The sequence below is a fragment of the Streptomyces sp. NPDC059850 genome, from assembly GCF_042731515.1.
GTDB lineage: Bacteria > Actinomycetota > Actinomycetes > Streptomycetales > Streptomycetaceae > Streptomyces.
In genome coordinates this window covers 1-13678 of the sequence record NZ_JBHWJI010000020.1, presented here as the reverse complement: position 1 = coordinate 13678, position 13678 = coordinate 1, and the positions used below count along the sequence as shown (strand labels likewise).

The window sequence follows — 13678 nt, the reverse complement described above, 5'->3', positions numbered from 1 at the left end:
GAGGTCACCGCGCGTGGTGGTCCAGTGCCTTCGCGCGGTCGCGTGGCCCGATGGCTGGAGCCCCGGGCCGCGCCGGTTGTCATGGTCGAATCCGAAGAGCCCGCTGCGGGGCGAGGCGTACGGACCCCTCGTCACTCGCTCTTCTGGTGCGGGTTGGAGCCCTGGTCGGGGCGGATCCGGCTCCAGTCGAGGGCCTCGGCGGCCTCCCGCTGAATCTCCTCGGCCGCTTCCCGCGCCTCGGCGAGAACGTCGCCCTGTTCCGCTATGAGACTGTCGTAGATCGGCGACAGGTCGCCTTTGTTCGCGGTGGTCATGCTGAGGTACTTCCTTCGTGCCGTGGTGCAGGTGTGCCACCCGAGCCTAACCCTCGGTTTCCCCTGTCGCGAGGACGCATATCACCGTTGTCCCCCCGGGCCCGATCACGTAGAGATTGTGTGATGGCCGGGTGGAGGCCGCCCGGCGCCGGAGCGGGGGCGCGGCCGCCGGGCCGGGCTCCCGCTCCCGCTCGGTGCGGCTCAGTGCGGTGTGGCCGCGGGCTCCAGGACGAAGACGGGGATGTCGCGCGTGGTCTTCTCCTGGTACTCCGCGTAGTTCGGGAACGCCTCGACCGCGCGCCGCCACCACCGCGCCTTCTCCTCGCCGGTGACCTCGCGGGCCGTCATGTCCCGCAGCTCCGTCCCGTCGCGCAGCTCGACGCGGGGGTCGGCCAGCACGTTGTGGTACCAGACGGGGTGCTTGGGGGCGCCGCCGAGCGAGGCCACCGCCGCGTAGCTGCCCTCGTGCTCCACCCGCATCAGCGGAGTCTTGCGGATCTTCCCGCTCTTCGCCCCGCGCGAGGTCAGCACGATGACGGGCATGCCCCGCATCGTGGTGCCCTCGGTGCCCCCGGAGCTCTCGATCAGCTCGACCTGATCGCGCACCCACTGGGTCGGGCTCGGCTCGTACTCACCGTGAAGAGGCATGTCATCCGTCCCCATCGTCGTCGACAAAGATTGCCGAACCGCATAACGCGCGGGACCCGCCCGATCATCCCGGGGGAGCGCCGGGCGGACGGCACGGTGGTTCAGTGGTGGTTCAGGAGACGGTGTGCAGCCGGTGGAGGGTGTGGCTCCGGGCCCGCGGTATGGCCGCCGCCGGAAGCGGCTGGGTGCTGAGCGAGGCCAGCCGGTCCAGCAGGACTCCCTCGCGCAGACCCCAGGGGCAGATGGTGACCCGCTGCACGCCCAGTACCTCCATGGCGGCCTCCGCCACGATCGCCCCGGCGAGTGACTGATGGGCGCGGGAGACGGAGATGCCCGGCAGCCGGGCGCGCTCGGCGTCGGACCTGGCCGCCAGCCGGGGAATCCACTTCCGCAGATCGGAGCGGTCGAGGGTGCTGCGGCCCGGTGTCCCGGCCGTCGGCTTGGGGGCTCCGGCGAGCCGTGCGAGCTGGGTGAAGGTCTTCGAGGTGGCGATCGCGGACACGGGGACCGGCTGGTCGCGCAGGCCGGCCGTGGCCTCGGCCAGGACGGAGCGCGCGTACTGGCGCAGCCGTGCCACGTCCCGCTTGTGCACCGGACCCTCGTCGGGCAGGTGGTGGCGGGTGAGGTGACCGGCCCCGAGCGGCAGCGAGAGCGCCACCGCGGGTTCCGTACGGCCGCCGCAGGCCAGCTCCATCGAGCCGCCGCCGATGTCGAACAGCAGCATCTGCCCGGCCGACCAGCCGTGCCAGCTCCGCGCGGCCAGGAAGGTCAGGCGCGCCTCCTGCTCGCCGGTGAAGAAGCGCACCCGGACTCCGGTGGCCTCCTCGATCGCGGCGAGGACGGCGTCCCGGTTGGCCGCGTCACGCACCGCGGAAGTCGCCAGGGGCACCAGGTCGTCGGCCTCGTGCGCCGCGGTGACCGCTTCGCTTTCGGTCACCGCGCCGACCAGCCGCCGGATGGCGTCGTCACTGATCACGCCTTGGTGATCGGTCGCCTCAGCCAGATGGACCGATTGCTTGAGCGTGGTCACCGGCTCGGGCGGTCCACCCGGAACGAGATCGGCGATTTTCAGGTGAACGGCACGTGAACCTATGTCGAGCACTGCAAGACGCATGCCTGCTGAGTGCCCGAGTTGCCGGGCTTTACGCCGCGAGGGGGCGCTGCTGAGGGGTGGTGGAGGGGGTGGGGGATTCCTTTTCGCCGTTCCGCTCCGTCGCGCCCTGGGACGTGGCCGTACGGCGTCCGCTGGGGAACGTCAGGTCCGGTACGTCGACCAGGGGCGGCAGATCGGGCGTGAGCAAGGGTTGCTCGTTTGTGTCCATGAGGCGATGGGTACCCTCGCGCATCGCACTCATCCGTGGCGGAGCGGATTCTTCTCTGCGATACCGGTCACACTCGGACTATATCGGTCGGAGAGTGATCGATATCGGGCAGAAAAGTGTGCCAAGCGGCCATGGGTACAACGGCCGGATCACGCCGGTGCTGCGCCCGAAGCTGCTAATGGAGGCCTGGCGTCCGCATACCGCTGATCGGCATACCGCTAGTCGGCCGGAGACGTCTCCCGGGAGGCCTGACCGCCGGTGGCCACGACCGCCGAGCCCGCCGGGCGCGGACGGCGGCGGGAGAGCGCGACCCCGGCCAGGCACAGGGCGCCGCCCGCGAGCGTCAGCAGGCCCGGCACCTCGTCCAGCACCAGCCAGGACATCAGCACCACCAGCGCCGGTACGACGTAGGTGGTGGCGCCCATCCGGCCCGCGGTGGTGCGGGCCAGGGCGAAGGCCCAGGTGGTGAAGGCGAGCGCGGTCGGGAACAGGCCCAGGTAGACCACATTGAGCGTCGCGGACAGCGGGGCGTCCGCCACATCCGAGACCAGCGCCCCGGCGAAGGGCAGACAGGCCACCGCCCCGATCAGGCAGCCGAAGGTGGTCACCTGGAGCGGCCCGCCGTGCCGCAGTGCGGGCTTCTGGGCGACGACACCGCCCGCGTACGTCATCGCGGCCACCAGACACAGCACCACACCGAGGACGGACGCGCTGCCCGAGTCGGACATCGAGAGCCCCACGACCACCGCGCCGCTGAACGACACAGCCGTCCCCCACAGCAGCGGACGCGGCAGCCCCTCGCCCAGCAGCTTGCTGCTCAGCAGCGGGATGAGGATCGGGCCGATGTTGACGACCATCGCCGCCGTGCCCGCGTCGACCAGCCGCTCACCCCAGTTGAGCGCCACCGAATAGACGCCGAACCAGAAGAAGCCCGAGACGGCGATCCCCGGCCAGGCGGCGCGGGGCGGCCACCCCACCCGCCGGATCAGGCAGATCGCGCCCAGCGCCACCGTCCCGGTGAGCAGCCGCCCGAGCGCCAGGGCGCCGGGCGAATAGGCCGAGCCCGCGCTGCGGATGGAGACGAAGGCCGAGGCCCACAGCACGACCGTGACGGCTGCCGCCGCCACGGCGGGCCATTCCTTCTGGTAACCGGTGTCCGGCGCTTTGCTCATGACGCTGACCCTAGGTCGCGTGCGTTTCGGCGCTCAAGACAATTTCAATACACCGTCAATCGAGGACCGCGGACTCCCTGAACCGCGTGACGTAGCGCCGCTGCCAGGGCGTCTCCACGGCGCGTGCCGCGTAGTGCTCGCGTACGTAAGCCACCGCCTCCCCGGGCGGTACGCCGTCCAGCACCGCGACGCAGGCCAGCGCCGTGCCGGTGCGGCCCCGGCCACCTTCACAGGCGACCTCGACCCGCTCGCCCGCGGCCCGTTCCCACACATCGCGCAGCGCGGCGGCGGCCGCCTCGCGGTCCGACGGCAGCCGGAAGTCGGGCCAGCGGAGCCAGCGGGCCTCCCACTCGACCGACGGCGGTTCCTTGCCCAGCAGATACAGCGCGAAGGCGGGCGCGGGGCCCTCGGGAAGAGGGTGGCGCAGCCCCCGGCCGCGCACGAGCCGCCCCGAGGGAAGCCGTAACACCCCTGGTGCGGAAGGGTTCCACGTAGTGTTCATGGGGCGAGAGTAGCGGCGCGGGGGCGGGCGCGGCAGGGGAGCGGGGCGGTGTCCCCGGTTTCATGATCACTGCCTAGTGTGACGGTATGGAAATTGGAGTCAACGTCCCGAACTTCGGCCCGGGCGCCCGGCCGGATGTACTGCGTCAGTGGGCCCGGACCGTGGAGGGTCTGGGGTACGACCTGCTGATGGTCTCGGACCACGTCGCGGTCACGCCCGATGTGGCGGAGCAGTACCCGGCCCCGTTCTATGACCCCTTCACCACCCTCTCCTGGCTGGCCGGAATCACCGACAGGGTGCGGCTGGGGACCACCGTGCTGGTCGTCCCGTACCGGCATCCGCTCCTCATCGCCCGCATGGCCGCCAACCTCAACCAGCTCAGCGGCGGCCGCCTGGTCCTCGGCGTCGGCGTGGGATGGGCGCGGCAGGAATACGAGGCGCTCGGCGTGGAGTTCGAGCGGCGCGGAAAGCTGACCGACGAACACCTCCAGACCATCCGCACGGCCTGGGAGGACGACGCGGACTACCGCAGCGGGGACATACCGGTCTGGGTGGGCGGCATGAGCGACGCCGCGCTGCGCCGGGCGGTACGGCACGGCCAGGCGTGGCATCCGATCTGGTTCACCCTCGACTGGCTGCGGGAGGCGCTGGACCGGCTGAAGGGCATCGCGGAGGAGCTGGGCCGTCCGGTGCCCGCACTGGCCCCGCGGCTGGTGCTGAAGGTCACCGACGAGCCGGTCACCGGCCCCGAACGCGCCGCCGGTGAGGGCACGATCGACCAGATCATGGACGACATCGAGGAGCTGCGCCGACTGGGCGCCGAGTCGGTGCTGCTCGACCCGTACAACGGCGACCCGGAGGAGACCCGCCACCCGGAGCGGGCCTGGCAGACGCTCGCGGCCGTGGCCGCCCGCCGGGGCGGCTGATCGGCCGCCGGGAGCCGGTGATGTCGCTTTCCGGCTCCCGGCGCGCGGCTCCCGGCGCGCGGCTCGCTCAGCCCACGCGCTCGATGCGCGCGTTGCGGATCAGGTTCTTGCCGGGCTCGCGGACCTGCTCGAAGGCGGCGTTGTTGAGCAGGGCGCAGCTGCCCGAGGTCGAGGTGACGGAGACGGTCGTGGACTTGTCGTTGTCCAGGTTGGTCACCTTCAGCTTGGTGCCCGCCGGAAACTGATTGCTGGACGCGGCCGGTGCGCCGTCCTCACCGGACAGGGTGACCGTCGAACCCGCGCACACGACCTCGCCTCCGGTGGCCGCTGTGTCACCGGCCGCTCCCGTGTCATCGGTGGCCGCCGTGTCATCGGCTGCGGCCTCGCCGCCCGGTGTGGACGCGGCGGCGGGGGAGTCCACCGCGCACCCGGACGCCTCCTGCTTGCGCTTGATCTCCTCGATGACCGCCTGCCGGTTGGCGATCCGGGCATCCGACTGCGCGTCCGGATTCGCCTGCTGGTCCGCGATGAACTTCTCGTTGTTGGCCAGTGCCTGCGTCAGTCCGTCGCACACGGTGGAGTTGGCGGCCGACTTGACCGTACTCGGGCTGGTGGTGGCGTTACTGGTGGCCGCCATCACTCCGGCTCCCGTACCGGCCAGCGCCACCGCGCCGACCAGGAGCACCAGCTGCTTGCGGCGGCCGGGGGTTCTTCTGCGCGTCATGGGGGACTCCTTCGGTGGGTTCACCGACCCATACGCAGCTGAGCGCCGCCCGTCTCAGGGTTTCTCGCACCGCTTGGCGCGCAGTTCGTGGCCGTCGGACGTCAGACAGCGCCCGGTGGTCAGGTCGTAGCGCCAGCCGTGCAGGGTGCAGGTGAGCACCTCGCCCTCGATCTGACCGAACCGGCCCAGGTCGGCGCCCAGATGGGGGCAGCGGCGCTGGATCCGCCAGTGGTCGAGTTCGATGTCCTGGCCGTCGTCCTCGCCGGCGGCGTAGTAGTTCTCGACGTACTCGACGCGCTCCATGGACAGGCACTTGAAGAACACGTACAGGAACTCGTTGTACGGGCCTACCCGGCTGGCGCTGAACCGCATCGACAGCAGCAGGCTGTTGGACCAGTCGACCTCGCGCTTGGCGATGTTCGTGGCCACCAGGTCGCCGGTGGTGGAGAGCGTGTAGCGGCAGCGCTCGCCGTTCCACTCCCGCACCTCCCGCGCCGGGAAGTCGATCACGACCGGGATCTCGCCCACGTCCAGCCGGGCGGGGCCGCCGACGCCCGCGCAGATGTGGTCCGCGCGCGCCAGCAGCGGTTCCCACCACCGCTTCAGCTCGGTCAGCAGCCGCCTCCGCGGCAGCGCGGGGGTGCGCGAGGCGCGTTCGGCGGCGAGGGCGGGGCGCCGACGGCGGGCGAGGTCGCGCAGATAGGCGCGCTTGTCCCCGAAGATGTGGTCGATCTCCTTGTCGGTGTGGCGGTGGGTGAGTTTGCAGGCGGTGTCCTCCGGCTCCGCCACCGTCCCCGGCAGCAGCAGATGCGCCGAGACACCGGGCCGCGCCCGCGCGAGCTGGGCCAGGAACTCGCGCTGGTCGGTGAAGATGGACTCGCCGTCGCGGCCGGTGCCGTTGTAGTCGAAGAGCGCTTCGTCGAGGAAGCACGGCGGACCCGCGTTGGGGAAGACGTGCGCCGCGTCGACCGCGTCGATGTAGCGCAGGGCGCGGTCGAACTGGCCCTGCCGCTTGCGGGCGGCGAACTCCCGCTTCGCGGAGTCCGGCAGTCGGTAGACCATCGGGTACCAGATCGCCCCGGAGAACTGCGTGAAGTACGCGTCGACCTCGCCGAACTCCAGGATCGCCGGGATGTCCAGCGGATGCGCGTCGTTCTGGTTGAGGAGCACGGTCTGCCCGTCGTCCAGGGAGAGCGCGGAGTCGCCGATCGGGCCGTCGCCGGGGCCGGTGAGCGCGGTGATCATGATGCGCAGGCCGTCCCGCTCGACCGGCCGTCCGCTCTCGGTGCGCAGGAACCGGGTGAATCCGAGCCCGCGCAGCTCACGCTCCAGCTCGTCGGTGGCGAAGGCGGGCAGCAGCACCGTGATGTCCTTGCGCACATTGCGGCGCAGATTCTGCGCGTCGAAGTGGTCCCGGTGCAGATGGGAGACGTACAGATAGTCCGCGGACCGCCCGTAGTGCGCCCAGTCCAGCTCCGTGTTGTCCGGGAACGGAAACCACGAGCCGAAGAAGGCGGGGTTGACCCAGGGATCGCACAGCACCGATCCCGCCGCGGTCTCGATGAAGAGTCCTGCATGTCCAAGTCCGGTGATACGCATACCGCAGCACCCCAACCAGCTCATCGGGTATGTCGGATACGTTCGACTCTCCCGGTGATCCGGAGCGGATGCATCCGCAGGTGCGCTCGGCGGGTGATTCCGCGGATTCCGGCCTGGTGGCTACCTGGTGAGGAAGCGGATGTGCGGGCGCCCGTCCGGGCCGTCCGGTGTGACGGCCGTACGTACCCCGTAGACCTCGGCGATCAGATCCTCGGTGAGGACGTCCCCGGGGGCGCCCGCGGCCGCCACCCGCCCCTCCCGCAGTACCAGCAGCGTGTCGCAGTACATCGCCGCCAGATTCAGATCGTGCAGCGCGATCACGGTGGTGACCGGCAGATCCGCGACGAGCGCCAGCAGATCGAGCTGGTGCTGGATGTCGAGGTGGTTGGTCGGCTCGTCCAGCAGCAGCTCACGGGGCGTTTGCGCGAGGGCGCGGGCGACCTGGGCGCGCTGGCGCTCACCGCCGGAGAGGGTGTGCCACGACTGGTCGGACCGGTCCGTGAGCCCGGTCTGCTCCAGGGCGTCGCGTATCGCCTCCTCGTCCGCCGCCGACGGCCCCGACCAGGGGCGGCGGTGCGGGATGCGGCCGAGGCCCACCACCTCGCGTACGGACAGCTCGGACTGGGTGACGGCCTCCTGCTCGACCACCGCGATCCGGCGGGCGACCGCCCTGCGGTGCAGGTCCGCCAGCGGGTGGCCGTCGAGCGTCACCACGCCCGAGGCGGGGGCGAGCACCCCGGCCAGCAGCCGCAGCAGCGTCGACTTGCCCGAGCCGTTCGGCCCGAGCAGCCCGACGCACGACCCGGGCGCCGGGGCGAGGCTCACCCCGTCCACGATCAGGCGCCCGCCCGCTTCGCGCGCCACCCGCTCCGCGCGCAGCCCGGTTCCGGTGCCCGTGTCCCCGGTCATCCGGTGCCCGCCTTCCGGGTGCGGTAGAGCACCAGCACGAAGGCCGGTACGCCGATCAGCGAGGTCACCACGCCCACCGGCACCTCCTGCGGATCGAGCATGGTGCGGGCCAGCGTGTCCACCCACACCATGAACACCGCCCCGGTCAGCGCCGTCACCGGCAGCAGCCGGGCGTGTCCTGAGCCCACCAGGGCGCGGGCGGCGTGCGGAAGCACCAGCCCGACGAAGCCGATCGCGCCCGCCGAGGCGACCAGCGTCGCGGTCAGCAGCGCGGTGACGGTCAGCAGCACGATCCGGGTGCGGACCACCCGTACGCCGAGCGTGGCCGCCGCGTCCTGCCCGAACGCGAACGCGTCCAGCGCGTGCGCGTGCAACCCGCAGACCAGCAGCGCCACCGCCAGCACCGCGAGCCCCGCCCACACCTCGGCCCAGCCGACGCCTCCGAGCGAGCCGAGCAGCCAGAACAGCACGCCGCGGGTCTGCTCCGCGTCCGCCGCCGTCGTCACGATGAACGAGGTCAGCGACGAGAACAGCTGCATGGCGGCCACCCCGGACAGCACCACCCGGTCCGTCGTACCGCCCAGCACCTGGCTGAGCGCCAGCACCAGCGCGAACGACACCACCGCACCCACGAAGGCCCCGGCCGAGACGGACACCGACCCGCCACCGGCCCCCAGCACCACCACCGCGACCGCGCCGGTGGACGCGCCCGAGGAGACACCCAGGACGAAGGGGTCGGCCAGCGGGTTGCGCAGCAGCGACTGCATCACCGCCCCGCACAGCGCGAGCCCGGCCCCGCACACCGCGGCGAGCAGGGTCCTCGGCAGCCGCAGATCCCACACGATGCCGTCCCGGATCGGTGTCAGCCCGGTGCTGCCCCAGCCCAGATGGGACGCCACCACGGCCCACACATCACCGACCCGGATGTCGGCCGGGCCGATGGTGATGGCGAAGGCGATCGACAGTGGCAGCGCCACGGCCCCGGCCGCCCACAGCGCCGGGTACCGCAGCCGTCGTACACGTGGCGCGGCGGGATCGGTCACCGGTCGGAACCGAAGCGGCGCAGCGCGGCGGCCACCTTCTCGACGCCGTCGACCGTACGGATCGACGGGTTCATGGCCTGCCCGCTGAGCAGGACGTACCGCTTGTCGCGGACGGCGTCCATCGACCGGGTGACCGGGTTGGACTCCAGGAACGCGATCTTCTTCGCGGCGGTCTCGGCCGACTCCTGCTTCCGGGTGAGGTCGCCGAGCACCAGGACGTCCGGGTTGCGTTCCGCCACCGTCTCCCAGTTGATCTGCGGCCATTCCTCATGGGCGTCGTCGAAGACGTTCTTCGCGCCGACCTCGTTGGTGATGATGCCCGGGGCGCCGCAGCAGCCCGCCATATAGGGGGACTCGGAGTTGGCGAACCAGTAGAGGACGGACGTGCCGGACGCGTCGATGCCCTTGGTGGCCTTCGCGACCCGGGCCTTGAGCTTGCCGATGAGCGCGTCGCCGCGCTTCTCCACGCCGAAGACCGTGGCCAGGTCGCGGATCTCACCGTAGACGTCGTCCATGGTCAGCGGGGTGCTGCGGCTGCCGTCGCCGTCCCCGCTGTTGTCCTTGGTGCAGTCGGCGGGGGCGACGTACGTCGGCACCTTGAGCTTCTCGAACTGCTCACGGGTGGCCACCCCGCCCTTGCCCAGCGTGGATTCGAAGGACGCGGACACGAAGTCCGGCTCCTTGTCGAGCACCTTCTCGAAGGAGGGCGCGTTGTCCGCGAGCCGGGGCACGGTGGCGTTCGCCTCGCGCAGCCCGGGCAGCACGGGGTCGGTCCAGGTGGCGGTGGCGGACAGCCGGTCGGCGAGCCCGAGCGAGAGCAGGATCTCCGTCGACCCCTGGTTGAGCGACACCGCCCGCTGAGGCGGTGCGGTGATACGGACCTTCTGGCCGCAGTTGCTCACGGTGCGCGGATATCCGGGGGCGTCCTCGGCGGATCCGGAGGACGCTTCGGGGCCGCCACCGCAGCCGGTCAGCAGCAGGGCGCCGGTCAGCAGCAGGGTGGCGCGACGGGCAGGACGTGCTATCGGCACGGGCGGTGGTTCCTCTGGCGATGGGTGGCGGATCGGGCGTGGCGGGGGAGCGGGGCGGTCAGCGGACGGCGCCCGCGTTCGCCCTGGTGCCCTGCGCCACGGCGGCCGCCGGGCGCGGGGTGAGCTGCCGCTCGGCCAGATATCCGAAGATCAGGCCGAAGGATCCCCACAGCGTCGCCTGGACGGCGAGCGTCGCCAGCCGGAACTGCCACAGCAGGGTGGCCGGGAAGCCGTCGGGCGCCTCGTTGAAGGAGGGCAGGAACGCGTACGCGAGCCCGATCACCACGAGGAACGCCACTGCGGCGGCCACGCTGGCGTTCCAGTTGCCCAGCCGCGGCGCCAGCCGCTTGCCGAGGATGACCGCGGCGACGCTCAGCAGCACGCTCAGGACCACCATCAGGAAGTACAGTGTGGTGCGCTGGTCGAGGGTGGCCGGGTCGCCCACGGCCGGCGGGTTGGCCGGGTACTTCAGGAACGGCACCACGTAGACGGACACCAGCGCGCCGACTGACACCAGCGCGGCGGTGGCCCGCGGGCCGAACCGGCCGACTCGGCCCAGGGCGAAGCACACCGTGAGCGCCGCGATGCCGCCGATGGCGACACCGTAGATCAGCACGCCGGTGGCCAGACCGCCGGTGGACTGCATGGTGCGGCTGACGAGTTCGACGCCGCCGTGTTCATGGCTGTGCGCTTCCTCGTACGCGATGGCCGAGTCCACGCGCGGCTCGCCCAGCAGATACGCCACGGCGAGGGCGAGCAGCCCGGCGGCGAGACCCGCGAGCATGCCCCGGACGAGCAGCGCCCGGACGGATATGGAGTTCATGGTGGTGTCGATTCCCCTGGTGTGGAGCTGAGACTGAGGCGGTGAGTGCGGTCAGTGGCAGGGGAAACCGAGCAGATGGCGGCCGTCGTGCACCCACTCGTGCACGCTCTCACCGGAGATGACCGCGGTGGCGCCCTGCTCGGCGCCGACGAAGTACAGGAGGATCAGCATGAGGACGCCGAAGAACAGCGCCCACGGGGCGATCGCCTTCAGCGAGACGGGGGTGATCTCCGGCACCGGCTGGGAGCTGGGTGCGGGAACGGCGGACTGAGCCATGGCGACCTCCTGGGAACACGCGTCCCGGTTGTTGGTACTCGTACGACAACGCTGGGTCTGACTCGCCCGCCGGAGGGCCCGCGTTTACGGGACCATTCCGCCGGAACACACAGTGGCGCGACCGTGCCGGACTCTCACCGGACTTCCGTCACGTCGTCGTTTTCCATGAGACCGTAGCGCGCGACCCCCGGCCGCCGCTACGTCGCGGTCGCCGGAATCGCCGCTCCCACCAGGGCAGATGGTATGGAAAAGAGGGACAAGGCAGTGCATATCACCCTGCTGGCGCCCGCGGTCAACGCGGCCCTGCGGCAGGTGCGTTTCGACGACGCCCCGCCGGACGCGGCCGCCGTGCGGCGGGTCCGGGCCGCCGGGGGCGCCGTGCCGCGCCACGATGTGATGTTCACCGCACCCTCCGCCCGCTGTCGCGGCACCGCACAGGCCCTCGCCCTCGACGCGGCGGTCGCCCCCGAGCTGCGCGACCTCGATGTGGGCCGCTGGCGCGGCCGGTCGCTGGACGAGGTGGGACGGGAGGCGCCCGAGGAGGTCGCGGCCTGGCTGTCGGACCCGGCGGCGGCGCCGCACGGCGGTGAGTCGCTGCTGCGGCTGATCGAACGGACCGGCGCCTGGCTGGAGTCCGGGGCGGGGCAGGACTCCGGGGCCGGAGGGGACGTACGCGTGCTCGCCGTCGCCGACCCCGCCGTGATCCGGGCCGCCCTGGTCCACGCGCTGGACCTGCCGCCGCGCACGTTCTGGCGCCTCGACGTCGCCCCGCTCGCGGCGACTGAGCTGAGCGGCCGGTCCGGCCGCTGGAACCTGCGCTGCGGACAGCCCCTGACGGCCCCGGAGTAAGCACGCCGCACGCCGATTTCCCCCCGCGTCACAACAGCCGCGCTTCGCGGTGAGCGCGACGCCGGTCCCGCCCGTATGGAGAGGGAGGGCCCCGTCCGGCCGAGCCCTGGCTCTGGCCGTCGGCGCTGGATCGACGTAAGGAGACGTGGTGGTGAAGCACACGCGGCGAGGCGTGCGCCATGGAGTACGGTACGCGGCCGTCGGTGCCATGGTCTGCGGCGGACTGCTGGTCGCACAGTCCTCACCGGGCGGATCGGCGCACGGAGCGGAGAGCGGAGGCTCCTCGCAGGTCCTGGACGGGGAGAACGCCCAGGACGGTGCCAGAACCGACCTCGGCAGCCGTCTGGTGGCCGAGCTGGGCGCGTCCCGTACGGCCGGGAACTGGACGGCCGAGGACGGGAAGCCGGTCGTCGCGGTGACCGACGAGGAAACGGCCGCCGAGGTCAGCCGGGCCGGGGCACGGGCCAAGCTGGTCCGGTACAGCATGGAGCAGCTGCGATCCGCCACCGAGACGCTGCGCTCGGCGCCCCGGGTGGCGGGCACCGCATGGATGGTCGACCCGAAGACCAACAAGGTGATGGTGCTGGGCGACAGCTCCGTATCCACCGCCGACTGGTCGCGGATGAAGGACATGGCCGCGCCGATGGGGGAGGTGAGCATGGAGCGCACCACGGGCACGTTCACCACCAAGACCGACGGTGCCGCCCCGATCTTCACCAACGGCAGCCGCTGCTCGGCCGGTTTCAACGTCACCAACGGCCAGACCGGTTTCATCCTGACCGCCGGGCACTGCGGCCCGCCCGGGACGCCCTGGTTCCAGGACACCGCGGGCAAGACGAGCATCGGCACCACCGTGCAGACCAACTTCCCCGGTAACGACTTCTCCCTGGTGCGCTACGACAACACCAAGCTCAGCCGGAACAGCGTCCTGGACGTGGGCAGCAGTCAGCAGGTGAAGATCACCAACGCCGCGGACCCGACCGTGGGCCAGGAGGTCTTCCGCAGCGGTGCCACCTCAGGACTGCGCTCCGGCAAGGTGACGGGGCTGAACGCCACCGTGAACTACCCCGAGGGCGCCGTCAGCGGGCTGATCCAGACCACCGTGTGCGCCGAGCCCGGAGACAGCGGCGGTCCCCTCTTCGTCGGGAACACGGCACTCGGCGTGACCTCGGGCGGCAGCGGCGACTGCACCAAGGGCGGGGTGACCTTCTTCCAGCCCGTCACCAAGGCGATGACGGCGCTCGGCGTGACCATCCCGGGCACCAGGATCGGTGACGCGGGCGGCGCGGCCGACAACTCCGCCAGCGCCCCGGGCACCCAGGTGGCCCAGGACGATGTGACGTCGCTGGACGGCATCATGGAGCGGGTGGAGGCGTTCGGCCCCGGCCTGTGGATCATCGCCGGAGGTGTCGTCGGCTTCGCCGTCAGCCTGCGCCCGCGCCGGCGGCGGTACACCAGCTACACCCCGGGCTGGTGAGCCCGGCACCGCCCCCGGCCCTGGCTCGCCCGTGCGGCACGGCACCGGTCACCGGTGCCGTGC

Annotated in this window: 16 protein-coding genes; 3 read left to right on the top strand and 13 right to left on the bottom strand. The window is 71.7% G+C overall.

Going from position 1 to position 13678, the window contains the following annotated elements; all coding sequences use genetic code 11:
* Nucleotides 1–131: 131 nt before the first annotated feature.
* The 6 genes from ACFV9T_RS18475 to ACFV9T_RS18450 form a co-directional block, all read right to left on the bottom strand.
* Nucleotides 132–314 (bottom strand): hypothetical protein, encoded by a 183-nt coding sequence (locus tag ACFV9T_RS18475; protein ID WP_385441452.1) that lies wholly within the window; start codon nucleotides 312–314, stop codon nucleotides 132–134.
* Between the two features lie 201 nt (nucleotides 315–515).
* A complete protein-coding gene (locus ACFV9T_RS18470; RefSeq protein WP_385441450.1) occupies nucleotides 516–962 on the bottom strand; it encodes a nitroreductase family deazaflavin-dependent oxidoreductase in 447 nt (148 codons plus the stop codon).
* Between the two features lie 112 nt (nucleotides 963–1074).
* Nucleotides 1075–2076, bottom strand: a complete 1002-nt coding sequence (locus tag ACFV9T_RS18465) for a Ppx/GppA phosphatase family protein (protein ID WP_385441447.1) — start codon at nucleotides 2074–2076, stop codon at nucleotides 1075–1077.
* 28 nt (nucleotides 2077–2104) lie between these two features.
* Nucleotides 2105–2284 carry a hypothetical protein gene (locus ACFV9T_RS18460; protein WP_385441444.1) on the bottom strand — a complete coding sequence of 60 codons (180 nt, stop codon included), beginning with the start codon at nucleotides 2282–2284 and terminating at the stop codon, nucleotides 2105–2107.
* 218 nt (nucleotides 2285–2502) lie between these two features.
* Complete coding sequence (locus ACFV9T_RS18455) at nucleotides 2503–3456, bottom strand: DMT family transporter (protein ID WP_385441443.1); 954 nt, start codon at nucleotides 3454–3456, stop codon at nucleotides 2503–2505.
* Nucleotides 3457–3511: 55 nt separating this feature from the next.
* Nucleotides 3512–3958, bottom strand: a complete 447-nt coding sequence (locus tag ACFV9T_RS18450) for a protein-tyrosine phosphatase family protein (protein WP_385441442.1) — start codon at nucleotides 3956–3958, stop codon at nucleotides 3512–3514.
* A gap of 86 nt (nucleotides 3959–4044) precedes the next feature.
* Between ACFV9T_RS18450 and ACFV9T_RS18445 the strand changes: the two genes are divergently transcribed.
* Nucleotides 4045–4884 (top strand): LLM class flavin-dependent oxidoreductase, encoded by an 840-nt coding sequence (locus ACFV9T_RS18445; RefSeq protein WP_385441440.1) that lies wholly within the window; start codon nucleotides 4045–4047, stop codon nucleotides 4882–4884.
* 67 nt (nucleotides 4885–4951) lie between these two features.
* Here ACFV9T_RS18445 and ACFV9T_RS18440 read toward each other — a convergent pair whose 3' ends face one another.
* The 7 genes from ACFV9T_RS18440 to ACFV9T_RS18410 all read right to left on the bottom strand — a co-directional run bounded on the left by ACFV9T_RS18440 (nucleotide 4952) and on the right by ACFV9T_RS18410 (nucleotide 11289).
* The gene (locus ACFV9T_RS18440; RefSeq protein WP_385441438.1) at nucleotides 4952–5608 is read right to left on the bottom strand and encodes a hypothetical protein; all 657 of its coding nucleotides are present in this window, start codon (nucleotides 5606–5608) and stop codon (nucleotides 4952–4954) included.
* A 54-nt stretch (nucleotides 5609–5662) separates the two neighbouring features.
* Complete coding sequence (locus tag ACFV9T_RS18435; protein WP_385441437.1) at nucleotides 5663–7207, bottom strand: Rieske 2Fe-2S domain-containing protein; 1545 nt, start codon at nucleotides 7205–7207, stop codon at nucleotides 5663–5665.
* A gap of 120 nt (nucleotides 7208–7327) precedes the next feature.
* Nucleotides 7328–8116, bottom strand: coding sequence for an ABC transporter ATP-binding protein (locus ACFV9T_RS18430; protein WP_385441434.1), 789 nt, complete (start codon nucleotides 8114–8116; stop codon nucleotides 7328–7330).
* Complete coding sequence (locus tag ACFV9T_RS18425) at nucleotides 8113–9159, bottom strand: FecCD family ABC transporter permease (RefSeq protein WP_385441431.1); 1047 nt, start codon at nucleotides 9157–9159, stop codon at nucleotides 8113–8115. The genes ACFV9T_RS18430 and ACFV9T_RS18425 overlap by 4 nt, the downstream gene beginning before the upstream one ends.
* Nucleotides 9156–10190, bottom strand: a complete 1035-nt coding sequence (locus ACFV9T_RS18420) for an ABC transporter substrate-binding protein (protein WP_385441429.1) — start codon at nucleotides 10188–10190, stop codon at nucleotides 9156–9158. Before ACFV9T_RS18420 ends, ACFV9T_RS18425 begins: the two co-directional genes overlap by 4 nt.
* A gap of 58 nt (nucleotides 10191–10248) precedes the next feature.
* A complete protein-coding gene (locus ACFV9T_RS18415; protein ID WP_385441426.1) occupies nucleotides 10249–11013 on the bottom strand; it encodes a CbtA family protein in 765 nt (254 codons plus the stop codon).
* Between the two features lie 51 nt (nucleotides 11014–11064).
* The gene (locus ACFV9T_RS18410) at nucleotides 11065–11289 is read right to left on the bottom strand and encodes a CbtB-domain containing protein (protein WP_385441424.1); all 225 of its coding nucleotides are present in this window, start codon (nucleotides 11287–11289) and stop codon (nucleotides 11065–11067) included.
* 243 nt (nucleotides 11290–11532) lie between these two features.
* On the opposite strand from ACFV9T_RS18410, the gene ACFV9T_RS18405 reads away from it, so the two are divergent.
* A complete protein-coding gene (locus ACFV9T_RS18405) occupies nucleotides 11533–12138 on the top strand; it encodes a histidine phosphatase family protein (protein WP_385441421.1) in 606 nt (201 codons plus the stop codon).
* A gap of 151 nt (nucleotides 12139–12289) precedes the next feature.
* Entirely contained in the window at nucleotides 12290–13615 is a 1326-nt protein-coding gene (locus ACFV9T_RS18400; protein ID WP_385441419.1) for a S1 family peptidase, read from the top strand.
* Nucleotides 13616–13678 lie beyond the last annotated feature (63 nt).

Excerpts from the sequence above, each read along its gene's own strand:
- ACFV9T_RS18475 (WP_385441452.1), bottom strand. The coding sequence starts at position 314 with ATGACCACCGCGAACAAAGGCGACCTGTCGCCGATCTACGACAGTCTC.
- ACFV9T_RS18470 (WP_385441450.1), bottom strand. The coding sequence starts at position 962 with ATGCCTCTTCACGGTGAGTACGAGCCGAGCCCGACCCAGTGGGTGCGC.
- ACFV9T_RS18465 (WP_385441447.1), bottom strand. The coding sequence starts at position 2,076 with ATGCGTCTTGCAGTGCTCGACATAGGTTCACGTGCCGTTCACCTGAAA.
- ACFV9T_RS18460 (WP_385441444.1), bottom strand. The coding sequence starts at position 2,284 with ATGGACACAAACGAGCAACCCTTGCTCACGCCCGATCTGCCGCCCCTG.
- ACFV9T_RS18455 (WP_385441443.1), bottom strand. The coding sequence starts at position 3,456 with ATGAGCAAAGCGCCGGACACCGGTTACCAGAAGGAATGGCCCGCCGTG.
- ACFV9T_RS18450 (WP_385441442.1), bottom strand. The coding sequence starts at position 3,958 with ATGAACACTACGTGGAACCCTTCCGCACCAGGGGTGTTACGGCTTCCC.
- ACFV9T_RS18445 (WP_385441440.1), top strand. The coding sequence starts at position 4,045 with ATGGAAATTGGAGTCAACGTCCCGAACTTCGGCCCGGGCGCCCGGCCG.
- ACFV9T_RS18440 (WP_385441438.1), bottom strand. The coding sequence starts at position 5,608 with ATGACGCGCAGAAGAACCCCCGGCCGCCGCAAGCAGCTGGTGCTCCTG.
- ACFV9T_RS18435 (WP_385441437.1), bottom strand. The coding sequence starts at position 7,207 with ATGCGTATCACCGGACTTGGACATGCAGGACTCTTCATCGAGACCGCG.
- ACFV9T_RS18430 (WP_385441434.1), bottom strand. The coding sequence starts at position 8,116 with ATGACCGGGGACACGGGCACCGGAACCGGGCTGCGCGCGGAGCGGGTG.
- ACFV9T_RS18415 (WP_385441426.1), bottom strand. The coding sequence starts at position 11,013 with ATGAACTCCATATCCGTCCGGGCGCTGCTCGTCCGGGGCATGCTCGCG.
- ACFV9T_RS18410 (WP_385441424.1), bottom strand. The coding sequence starts at position 11,289 with ATGGCTCAGTCCGCCGTTCCCGCACCCAGCTCCCAGCCGGTGCCGGAG.
- ACFV9T_RS18405 (WP_385441421.1), top strand. The coding sequence starts at position 11,533 with ATGGAAAAGAGGGACAAGGCAGTGCATATCACCCTGCTGGCGCCCGCG.